5 protein-coding genes are annotated in these 12,312 nt (G+C 51.9%); all 5 read left to right on the plus strand.

What is annotated here, in order from left to right; genetic code table 11:
* The first annotated feature begins 11 nt into the window (after window positions 1-11).
* Window positions 12-1,067, plus strand: coding sequence for a hypothetical protein (locus ASH01S_RS03520; RefSeq protein ID WP_067923555.1), 1,056 nt, complete (start codon window positions 12-14; stop codon window positions 1,065-1,067).
* A gap of 22 nt (window positions 1,068-1,089) precedes the next feature.
* On the plus strand, window positions 1,090-1,533 hold the full coding sequence (locus ASH01S_RS03525) for a hypothetical protein (protein ID WP_067923557.1): 444 nt from the start codon (window positions 1,090-1,092) through the stop codon (window positions 1,531-1,533).
* A 120-nt stretch (window positions 1,534-1,653) separates the two neighbouring features.
* Window positions 1,654-2,286: a fibronectin type III domain-containing protein gene (locus tag ASH01S_RS03530; RefSeq protein ID WP_067923560.1), complete on the plus strand. Its 633-nt coding sequence runs from the start codon at window positions 1,654-1,656 to the stop codon at window positions 2,284-2,286.
* A 392-nt stretch (window positions 2,287-2,678) separates the two neighbouring features.
* The gene (locus ASH01S_RS03535) at window positions 2,679-3,842 is read left to right on the plus strand and encodes a low copy number virion structural protein (RefSeq protein WP_157066968.1); all 1,164 of its coding nucleotides are present in this window, start codon (window positions 2,679-2,681) and stop codon (window positions 3,840-3,842) included.
* Window positions 3,830-12,304: a PA14 domain-containing protein gene (locus tag ASH01S_RS19845; protein ID WP_067923568.1), complete on the plus strand. Its 8,475-nt coding sequence runs from the start codon at window positions 3,830-3,832 to the stop codon at window positions 12,302-12,304. Before ASH01S_RS03535 ends, ASH01S_RS19845 begins: the two co-directional genes overlap by 13 nt.
* The last annotated feature ends 8 nt before the right edge of the window (window positions 12,305-12,312 follow it).

The following is a 12,312-nucleotide window of genomic DNA, read 5'->3' on the forward strand; positions in this document are numbered from 1 at the left end:
GGCGTGAAAACATGGATGTCATCAGCCTTGGTATAGCATCGTCTGCATACAGCGCGGAAGAAAAGATGCGCAATCAGACATTGGGACCGGATGTGACGGGATCGTTCCCGAACACTAAGTCCCGTATTGATGCAATTGATAAGTCCTATGCCGGCGTCGTCGAAACCGCCAATCAACTTATCATCAATGACGCGATCAACATCATGAAGGCGAACGCCAAGCTGAATGCCGTGGCCAAGTCGATGAGGTACAAGCATCAGAACATGATTTTCGACGACCTTCTTGACGCTAATGGGATTGATGCAAGCAAGAGTTCGGGATATACCGTCGATACCACGAATGGACTGGTCAAATCTTCTGGATCTGAACCGGCGACCATTGTAACAATTCAAGAACTTGCGGATGCGGTTCCGCAAGAAGCTGTGTTAGTTGTCGAAGAATCTGTACCGGCATATACTGCAATTGTTCCAGTGATGACAAGCAACACATCTCCTGCGGGATATGTCGCTTCAACAAACACATCGACTCCAGCATATTATGCGTTTGACGGAGCTGCTCCCGAATGGGGAACAGGAGATAGTAATACGACGGGGTGGGTTCAGATCGACTTACCGTCGGCTGCGAAACTCGATAAACTCACTTTGTCGATCAATAACGCTCCTTGGTCCACTCAATGCGCTCCAAAAACATTCGATATTCTTGGATTTAATCCAGATACACATGCATGGGAAACTATCCAGTCATTTACCGCTGGAGCCTGGTCTGATAACATGATACAGGAATTTACTGTGAATTCTACAAGAACATACACCTCCTATAAACTTAATATAAACACTGTCAACGGAGGACAAAACTTGTGGGTCGAAAATGTCGGTCTTTATCAACTGAACACAGGTATCATGGGAACGTACTATATTTCTCGTGACGACGGTGTTACATGGGAACAGATTATCCCTGAGCAACTCTTCTACTTCACAGCCAAGTCTCCACAAGACAAGAAGATTCGCCTGAAGGCTATGTTGCCTCCCGATGTCTCGTTACTCAATTATGGACTCACCTGGACCTAAACTCTCATGAGGAGTGATTCCAATGGCACGCGAAGTCTTTAGCCTTGTTTCCGACGAAGTCCGTCAAGAGACCGTTCTTCGTTATCAAATCTTGAACGGCCAGATTACACCAGAAGTCTATGCGACGTTGGATCCTGACACACAAGCCAAGATCAACAAGATCCTCTTTGACATTGCCTCCGAGAAATCAGACCCCAATATCGGCGCATCCTGTCTCGAGTTTGTTCTTTTCACCTTCATGCGTCTCATGCTCAAGCGCCTGAATGGAGAAGCCTTCACGGATGAAGACATGGGGATCCAAGAAGGACTCAATCAGATCCTTGCCATGCATGAAATCACCAATGGCACCCCAAGGTCTGAGTGGCTGTTTGACTATCTTCTGTATACACAGGCGAAAGCCCAAGATTTTCTGCAAAACCGAAAGGAGCATATTGAACGCAAGAAAGCTGTAATCGGAGACGTGTAATGTCCGTCATCAATGCAAATTGGTCAGTTCATGAATGAGGAGTAGAATGGGTTCATTGGAAAATGGTCGTAACCGCTCTTCATAGAGGGGTTATAGCATATCCACAAAGGAGTGATAGGGATGCCGCTTGAGTCGCAACAGTCGAATCAAGTCACCGTGATGGTGAGTGACGCACTGGCTCCTGCCAAGGTTCAAAACCTGCGGTACACGGTATCGCAAGGAAAAGTGTCCTTGGCTTGGGATCCGGTAACGACCAACTCGGATAGTTCGCCACTCACTGACCTGGCTGCGTACCGCGTCTACCGCAAGGACGACGAGGGTTCCTCGCCGGTACTGGTGGGTACGGTGGCTTCCACAATCGACAATCAAGTCACCAACTTCGACGACACGACGATGCTCGATGGCGCGAGCTATCTGTACATCGTCACGGCGGTCGACAACGAAGCGACCCCGAACGAGTCGGTGGCCTCGGACGAATTGCCGGTCAAGACCATCCCATCGGTGCCTCAGAACCTGCAGGCGACCTCGGGCGACGGTCATACACACCTCACCTGGGACTCGGTCCTCGATGGCGGCAATGCCAAGAAGAACGAGAACCTGGCGGGGTACAATGTATACCGTTCGGACGATGGGGGCGCGACCTTCAACAAGATTGGGTCGGTCGACAAGAACACCCTCAGCTACCAGGACAACACGGTGGCCATTGGCCAGCAGTACATCTACGCGGTCACGGCGTTCGACAACAGTCCGTGATGTCAGCGTAACTTTTGGGCATCCGGCGTTTGCCGGGTGCTCTTTTCTTATCCTGAGAATGACGATATAATCAGTGTAATGCGTTACATGTAGGGAGTGTGAGGGCCTTGAGCTACTCATACATATCTCCAAATGGGGACATCCTCATTGTCTCCGATGCCGAAATTAACTGCACTCGGCTCGTGAATTCGGATGTTCAATCGGATCCTGTGGCCGTCGATGAACCATTCTACCAAGACTACCGGCCAACCCATCTTCAGTTTCAAATCCAATCACCCGTCCAGGAACAAACCCTCCAGATCACCATCCCGTACTTGAATAAGCTATCCACCTTGGAAGCACGGCATGCGGTCATCTGTCTGCATGATGACGACAACAAAGTCTGGCGGGTCTTGGAGACCACCGTCAATGAAGATGGCAAAACACTCATGGCAACGGCCAATCAGGTCGGAATGATCGCGGTTTTCTTGAACAAGTATTGGTATTCGGCGCGTGCACAGATCATGGCGGATACTTTTCCAAGCTGGACATATATTCGGCAGTCCTCCAAAAGTATCGGCCAGCTTTTCTTGAACTTCTTTGGCCTCAAGCTCGAGGAAGTCGAAGAGCAGCTCAATTTGATTGAAAGCCAGAAATATATTGGCACGCTCCAAGTCGAGATGCTCGATTGGATTTATATTTATGAGTTGCCCAGTGTTCAGCCGACCGATGACCTGACACTGTACAACGACGGCCGGCCCATTCCGATTCTGGATACCATCGAGCAGTTCTTCTACAACGACCTCGATGATGGCGGGATCATCGATTACGACAATCGACGATTTTACTCCCGATTCAAATACGACAAGTTCAGTGGACTCATCAATAACGTGAATCAGCGTGTTTCCTTTGAGTCCACACCCATTCCACAGCTGCTTTGGAACGCGTTTGACGAATTTGGTCTCCTCGTAGGACTCGCGCGCCTGCCTATGGAGACCAATGCTCAATTCAAGGAACGCATCCTCGATGTCTTCCGTTATCCGGCTAACTCCGGTGACGAAGGACTCACCAATGGGATTGCCCGCGAACTGGGCCTTGTCCAACGCGTCACATGGGCCAATGATTCGAAGCATCTGTACCTCAAAGGCCGCAGCATTGACCCAAGAAGTCTCCGCGTAGATGGGCAGACGTTGCAACCCAATGAGTACAAGCAAGATGAGTTCGGCAACATCATCGTCTTGGCTAGAGGAAATGGCGGATCTCACGTGGTCTCGTTCATCGCCGGAATTGAGAAGTATGAGCTACATGATCAAACGAATGAACAACTCTACCAGCTCATGTTTACCCCAGATGGACAGGCAACCCCATTGCTTCGGAATTGGGTGGCATACATTGAGAAAGTGGCGCCGATCATGTGGGGACGGTTCACCTGGGATGAAGGCTCCTGGGACACGATTGACAAGGCGTTTACGGGCCTTGGTTATCTGCCAAACATGTGGGACTCCGACATTGAAGTCTGGAAGAACTACACCTTTGATCCAAAGCGGTGGGAGAGTGAAAGTATATGGCGTTCGTGACGTTTGACTATAAACTTCAGGCCTTGATCCAACCCATCCTGACTCGCTACTTCAACTATCAGATTTGGGCCAACTGCACCATCGATAACAATGGATCCACCCAGACGGTCACCGAACTGGTCTACACCGGTCGAGGTTGTGTCACCTCTCTCAATGACAGCCTGAACTCGGCCAATACCCTCGATGAACACACCGTCGAATATCTGGCGACCACGGGTGTGAACCAGTTACGAGACCAGTATGCCGGCATGACCGTCACGGTGGATTCGTATACCATCGTCTCGACGGATCCGCGGGTCTCTGTGATCTGTCCTCCAGATGGAAGCGCACAGCCACTCGCTTGGTGCAGCGACCTGGTTCAAGACGAGGTGGAGGTCGAAACCACTTGGATTCAAGGGCCGACAATTGATACATCTCTGTACAACTCTCCAGACCAGATGATGCCGCTCTTGGAGACGAACATTAAGGTCCATCTGGCCCGTTTTGCCACGGCCCCACTTCCAGACAACTACAACATCATCTCTCTGCTGGCCACTTCGGATAACGAAGCCGTCGTCATGGAGCTTCAAGATGACAACCTCTTTGTGTTTGCCCAAGATGCTGGAGACTTTCCGCCAGAATTGGTCGTGGACGAAGACACGGTGACGCTGGTACAGGGCATGACCGGGACTCTCAATATCCAGATGCTTGTCGGCGGTGAGAGCGTCGACCGCATGGATGAACTGCAGGTTTACATCAATGATCCGTCCATTGTGTCCCTCGTCAGCGTGGATGACAACGGCGTCGTCTTGCAGGGCACCAATGTCGGTACCACGACGGTTTCTCTGTCCTTCCTCACCTCGAATGTCATTGTCACCGTTCAAGTGGTGGCACCCCAAGGACAATTGGACTTCAGTAAATCTGTTCAAACCTCGTATGTCGGGGACCCAACGGAGATTCATTTCCATGCCACTTACGAAAATGGCAGTCGGTTTGACATCGCCTCATCGATCCTGGCACTGGTGGATGGAGACGCAGAGATCCAAAAGATCGACGAATCCACGTATGCGGTGACGCCGCATGCCTCTGGGATCCTTACGATGTCGATTTCCGTGACCGGGGCAACGGGCGACCCGATCAACGCCACAATCAAAATGCCTGTAAAGGACAAGCAATTGAACCGATTCTTCATCACGCCACGAGAGCTCCAGGTGGTCAAGGGCCAGCCGTTTACGGTCACGGCCAACTATGATGTGCCGGATCCGGAGATGACCGTGGATGAATCGTTGATTACCTGGACCGCTTCGGATGAATCCGGCCCGATTGGACTGGAGGTTCAGAGTGGGCGGAGCATCACCCTCACCCCTCAGAACACAGGTGAGTTGACGATTCAAGCCCGCTTGTACAATGGCGCGGACTCCGTTGTGGCGACCGTGTATGGAGAAACCGAGCCTTTTATTACGGTCAGTGCGGAATCGGTTCTCCTAAAGCCGAATGACACCGTGACTCTGTTTGCTCAAGTCGTCAATGGTCAAAATCAGCCGATTGATTGGTCGGTGGAAGACAATGGGCTCATCAAAGTCCTGAACCAGAGCGACAACTCGATTGAGATTCAAGGGCTTATCGATGGCACCGCTGTGATTCATGCTCGTGCGCTCGGGATGCAGAAGGATATCACCATTAGTGTCAGCTCGGTGGAATTTCAGGCCAGCGATGACCCGGATCCCATTCAGATGGATCCCGGTGATCAAAACACCTACTACTTCCCGACTGAAGATGCTCCTGAACAGTGGGGAGACCCAGGCACGCCCTCTTCCTATGTGGATGGTGGCGGCATTCTCACAGAGATCTACGGGAACGGAAGCGGAACAGAGGACCCGACCTATGCCTTTTACTCTGGCATCGGAGACAATGACGATCTGTTCGTCAAAAAACCACAGTTTGAAAACACGGTCCAGAAGTTCAACTATGCGGCTCGGATGCGCGGAAAGAAAAAGCATAGCGTGATGATCTATCCAGAGATCGACTTCCAGTATTCTATTCAGTACAAAGGTGACTTCTTTACGGATTACAACGAGTCGCCATTCAAGTTCGAAGTAGACGCCTATCCGCAGCGGGACTTTCACTTTACCATCAATGAAACCCGCAAGCTGCAGTCCTTGCGCGACTACTCGGTGAAGATGACGATTGGCGGAACCGTCCCGAAAAAGACGCTGCAGTATGCGGTCGAGTGGACCGGTGCCTATGAAATTTCCAACACGATCGACATCCGTGCCTTGTTCGACAAGAATTCAGGGGAAGGCCATTTTGTGGGGGCTGGAAAAGATACCTGGGAACTTCTCTCCAATGGTCATGTCGTCGACCACAGTAACCAGAGCCGTTTCAGTGGGTCCATTGCCAGAAACACCCAATATTTCAATCCAACATGGGCCTATAATGACTTTGAGGTTCACTTTACGCCTGTGATCGACTTAGTCACTGACTATCACGCTCCCCTCTGGGGCAATGACGACGATATTATCGGTGTGATTTTTAAGGCGCAGAACGACTGGAAGAACTTCTACTGCTTCATGTGGGAACGGGATGAACGGGTGCAGTATTCTTGGCGCGCCGGCAACAACCTGGATGGTCTTCCCCTTGGTTTCACAGACTCCGAGTGGGAAGCCCATTGCGTCACCGAGAAATATCAGGATCCGTGGAGTAACTATGTCCACAATCTCGGATGGGGAGACCGGCATTATCGAGTGTACCGATGCAAAAATGGAAAGTTTTATCGGGTCAATACGCCTGACCTCTCCAATGGAGATGGATGGGTCTATGAAAAAAGCAATGGCATTCGGATTCACGCGGATGGCAATCACATTCAAATTTACATCCTGCCATCCGGAGCAAGCAACTGGAGGAAAGTCTTTGAGTTTGATACGGAATATGAAACCGGGAGCTTTGGTCTCTTTAACATCTCCCAGGCAGTCGAATTTACGTCTTGTACGATTACTCGTTGGCAGCCGATTTCCGGACGTGTACCGGATTCTCCGAACTGGGATAGCTGGGACGGCATTGGTACGAAGACACTTGCCTCTTCCGGCAGCGACTATGTCGATGCGGATGTGAAGAAAGCCGCGGGAGGAAAACCGTATGAAATCTTATCGGTGAAAGGTGTCGTCAAGGATTCTTCGGCCGGTAAGATCGACGCGAGTCTCAATGGTGCAGTGACCATTACCACGACCAACCCGCCGGATGCCGGGAAGTCGGTTGACACGGAGTTCATTAAACAGGGCACGGTGACGATTACGCCCGATAACACGAGTGAATCAACCGCCGTTGTCGTATTCAGCGATCCATCCACCTTGTTTACCGATGAGATCAAGCAGTTTAAGGAAAACAACCCGACGTTGGTCAATGTCACGCCGACCTACACCTTGGAGGAGCCAACGTCATCCGATGAGGAGTTTAGTTTCGACGGGAAGACCCTCAAGATGTGGAAGAGTGACCCGCCCACCGAGACGTCGAGCAAGGACTTCACCTGCTCGGTCTATGCATATGAGGGGTGGAAGACGGCGGCAACGCTGACCAGCTTTGAGGGCGGCCCGTGGGCCACCTACACGGTGACGATGAATGAGGCCGATTTTAACCCGGATTATGACCAGGTCCGTTGGCATATCGCGGGTGACATCAAGAACCCGGCCAAGGACAATGACTATCTGGAGATCAAGACCACCGAATGGTATCACGGCATCTGGCCGGCCGACGTGAAAAACGAGGGAACGGTAAACAGTGAACAGCGGCTGTATATCGACATTCCGCCAATGCCTGAACACTATGTCGAGCCGCATACAGGAGAAGTCATGTACCACGGATACGACAAGGTGGACTTTCTCTTAACCAAGGATCCGGTCGGCAAAGACGCCGTGTGGATGTACTTTAAATCCAACCCGAATATCACAACGAGAAATGCAGCGTCACTGTGTCCGATCAACCCGATCAATGGGTATCCGGTCATCAAGACGAATCTCATTAACGATCAAGTCGTGGTGGTCTGTGATCCCGACCCGAGGTACATCCCCTGGATCAGTGGTAAGTATATTGGCTATGGAAAGGTCAATGGGAAACGGCCCTTTTTCTCGGATAACACCGGGAAGGCCGATATGATCAATGTCCCGACGGATGTCGTATACCTGCCGCCAAATCTGGTGAATATCCAAGGGCCGTTTGTCGAAGTCGACGATCCGAGGGTGCAGGTATCGGTGAATCCAGACAAGACCGTGAACTTCAGCTCAGACTACATGGACGCCTACGTCTGGTACACCGACTGGTATACGGATTGGGTGAATGATCCGAATAACTACTTTGCGACACTCGATCAGCCCACAGAAATCACCGATCCGGTGTACATTGACCCAACGCTCGCGCCGGACTACGACGAAAATGTCATCATCGACCATGTAGAAGTGACGAGCAACAACCCCTTCGTGGCGACATGGGTGAATCCGGCGCCAACCGATACGCATGGCTTGCTCGGCACGTATTACAAGATGCCGAATCGCATCGACCCAACTCGCGAAAAGTTCCAGGTCACTGGCGACTATCGCTTGCGCCAACAGGTCTTCACCGTCAATGAGCCGGTCGATGAATACCGAGAACCCGGAACTCCGGTGTCCGAGGCCTTTTTGCCGGGTATTGCGCCCATTGTCGGTACCGTGCCTGACCGACAAGTCGTGGATGTCACCACCATCTTTGTGCCGGCCGGCCAACCCGTCTTGAAAATCTTAGGGGCATTCTTTGGGCCATCCGGTGACCACTATCCGGATCTCCAGGTGACAGCCCCGAATGGAGAACAGTTTGGAATCGCTGCGAACAATGGCACATGGAGTCAGACGGCCATCTCGATCACTCAGTTCGCCAATGGCACTTCGATCAAATCCTGCAGTCAGTACAGCTTTGCGGGAGAGAACGATCTGTATGACCTGATGACGTTCACCAATCCGATGACGGGTGTGTGGAAGATACAGGTCTACAACGGTGGCATTGAGTCGTCGGAATACACGGTGACAACCAACATCGGTACTCTTCTTCAAAACGCATTCACGCTTCAGCACGTTCCCGATGCGTGGAATGTGAAGGTGAAAGTCAATGGCACACCCATTCCCGGATTTACCGTCGATGGCAGCACGGTGACGATTACCGATCCACTGAACAAGGACGACGTGGTGGAGATTGACTACACCACAGGTGGCCTTCAGGTGGACGCCCTGCCCATGCAGTCGGAATTTGAATTCCAGGACTCGCCACCGTTCACGATCGTCAGCGTTCAACGCAATGGCGTGGACATCCCAGAAGACCCAACCAATGGCTATACGGTGCAGGATGATAAGTTCTATCTGCATGGCAGCGCGCTGACACCCGGAGACGTCGTGGTCCAATACGCGATGGGTTCCGTGAACAATGTCTTCACCTTGGCCAATCCCGTGGGAGAAGGCGTCGAGGTTTATCTCAATGGGGTCAAGCTCGATCCGTCTCAATACACGGTCTCAGGAACCACGCTCGTCATCCAAAAGAGTCTCTTGCATCTGAATGACTGGGTTCATATTCAGTCGTATCAGTTGCTTCCGGGCTTTGATACCTCAAAGAACAATTACTTGGGCGAGTTCCAGTTCTCGCGGATTGACCCGGCGATCAACTTTGATTGGGGATACAGCTCTCCGTTTGCCGAAGAGACGTCCCCGGTACAGGCCAGTGAATTCACGATCGAAGAAGTCATCCCGGATACCGCGGACTTCGATTTCATCCTGGATGCGACCGTCGTGTATCCGACGAATAGTCCCATCAGCATCGATAACTTTACAGGGACTTGGGTGGAGTTCGATACGGATCCCACCAGTAAAGGTAATTGGCATGGACCGCCGGAGGACGGTTATACGGACGTTACCAACTTGGAAAATCAGAATGGTCAATCTGGATGGTACAATCCCGATCATGTGAACCTGACGGATTATGCGTTCTCCTTCAAGGTGCAGACCCGTGCGGGTGATGATGACGTGATTGGCGCCTTGTTCCGCTTCGACCCCGATACGTTGAATTTCTACTCGTTTGAGTGGGATGCGGAAGCGCCAGAAACGCATTGGATCTTGCCCACAAAAGGGATGTATGTCTTCCGCAACATTTGCCTGAACCCGCAAGACTACGGGAAAGATAAATTGGTCTACGAGCGAGAGCAATTGGGGTACTTTAATCAAGCATGGGAACCTGGTCAGCACATTGTGCATGAGGTCCTCATCCAGGTATTTGGATCCACGATCATTGTCACGGTGGATGGAGAAGAAAAGATCCACGTCACCGATCCGGATTCGACAAAAGTGTTGACCAAAGGCGCATGGGGACCGCTGACGCAGTCGCAGCCCGAATCGCACTTTTGGGATTTCTTGTTCACCACCTATCAGCAGGTAGTCTTCAGCCATCACATTCAAAACTCAGTTCCCGTCCCCGTGTCAGATACCAACCGGACTGCAACATTACAGGTGATCGATCATACGGTTCGGGAAGAGTTCCAAGAAGACATCAATGAGCTTCTGGACAACAACGTGGGAGTGGATGAAGCCGATCTGATTGTCAGCTATCAGATTGTAGACGACCACAGCGATGTCGCCAGCGTGTATTTCGATGATCCGGCCCAGCCGACGACAAATATGCCGACTTCGACTTCAGACCAAAACGCATCCGTCTACGCCAAGATTCTCACCAAACCGCAGACGGCGCCAGAGGTGCCAGACTATGGCGAAACGCGTCATACCACCCTGGACTACCCGCCGCCGGACGTGCCATCGGATGTGTATGTACCGAATCAGCCAGAACCCTACATTCCGGACATGGTCCCGCCGCCGACCACCGATATGTCGGACGGCTTTGCGGTGAGCTGGCGCGGGCGGATCTATGCCCCCGTCAGTGGCGTGTACACATTCTATGCGACCGTCGATGATGGATTCCGTCTCTGGATCGATAACCGTCTCATCATCGACGCTTGGAAGGACAATCCCGGTGGCGTGACCTACACCGGCTCCATCGAACTGGAAGGTGGGAAGTGGTACACATTCTCCGCGAACTATTTCGAGGATACGGATCGGGCGATGGTTCGGCTGGAGTGGGAGTATCCAGGATCCCCAAGGCAAGTGATTGGTCCGGATTACTTCGTGCCGTATCTGGGCTACACCGTGATGGCACAGGTGCGTGAAGCCACGCCGCTGCCCTGGAGCCCGATGATTCATAACGGGTATTACTACTTCCAGGACAAAGAGTTTTACCTGTATGCCAACAAGGTGCATATCGTAACCACACCCGTGGACAACACGGTCTTGTTACAGCCAAGACCCCAACAAGGTTCGCCCCTCATCGTTCGAGACAACGAGGGCAACATTCTCCGCAAGGTCACATTCTTTGATGACGACTGGAATCTGACCCTTGAATATACGGACGAGATGACAGGGAATGGCGGCGCGCGGTACTTCCTGGCTTATCGAGACATCGATCCCAACACGCTCAAGGTGTATGTGAACGGGGAACTTCTTGGGCCATCCCAATATGTTTTTGATCCCAAGAAATCTGTAGTGGAGTTCATGAAAAACCTCGGCTTCTCTGATATAATCGTCCTGAAGTACAAGCTGTTGTACAGCTACATGGTCGATTACAACTACGATGTCGAGAACGACGTCGCCAAGCTCACCCTGCATGATGCCTATGATCCAGCGCTCATGCGGGATATGGAGATCATTTATGAAGGCGCGACCGACACGCCGTTCTACCGGGCTTCCGATGAAGTGTCTTTCAACCCGATCCTGAATCACAATCATCGAGGGTTCTTGTACATCACGAACAAGCTCGATGAGACGGCCAAGAGCATTGAACTGACGGTCTCTCCCGACAAACTTCCGGCCAGCGGAACCGGGAAGTGTCTCGTCACCGTCAAAGTTCTCGACAAGTACAACAACCCCATTCAGAGAAAAGACGTTCAGATCTTCCGAGATGGCGAGCTGGTCTTTAGCGGCAAGACGAACCGCGCCGGTGAGGTCTATCTGTATGAACAGCCCGCGCCGACTCCCATTGGGGTATCCCAGTACCAGGCGGTATGTGATGGCCTCTACAATGTCGCTCTGCTGAATTTCTATCAGCCCAATGTGGCCAAACGGTACTTTGTCGAACTGAAAGCCTCGAAAGCCGCGATCCAAGCGGGTGTGGACGATACCGTCACGATTACGGCCACGGTTCGGGATGAAAACTGGATGTCAGTTCCTGGCGTGAAACTGACGGTGACGTATAAAGACACCCTCGGCCGGACCCGCACCGTCATGCCGATCACCGATGCGTTTGGTCAAACGACCATCACCATTTCGGGTGAGGATCTCGCGCCTGGAGCGTTCCCCGTATACGCCATTTATGACATGGGTGTGGAAGAAGCCAGCAACTTCATTTTCATCAAGGTGATCGGGGGCTGAGGCCCCCG

Origin of the sequence: Alicyclobacillus shizuokensis NBRC 103103 (assembly GCF_001552255.1) — a bacterium.
Taxonomy (GTDB): domain Bacteria; phylum Bacillota; class Bacilli; order Alicyclobacillales; family Alicyclobacillaceae; genus Alicyclobacillus_G; species Alicyclobacillus_G shizuokensis.

Bases quoted from the DNA above. Each gene is read 5' to 3' on its own strand.
- ASH01S_RS03520 (WP_067923555.1), top strand. From the start codon at position 12: ATGGATGTCATCAGCCTTGGTATAGCATCGTCTGCATACAGCGCGGAA.
- ASH01S_RS03525 (WP_067923557.1), top strand. From the start codon at position 1,090: ATGGCACGCGAAGTCTTTAGCCTTGTTTCCGACGAAGTCCGTCAAGAG.
- ASH01S_RS03530 (WP_067923560.1), top strand. From the start codon at position 1,654: ATGCCGCTTGAGTCGCAACAGTCGAATCAAGTCACCGTGATGGTGAGT.
- ASH01S_RS19845 (WP_067923568.1), top strand. From the start codon at position 3,830: ATGGCGTTCGTGACGTTTGACTATAAACTTCAGGCCTTGATCCAACCC.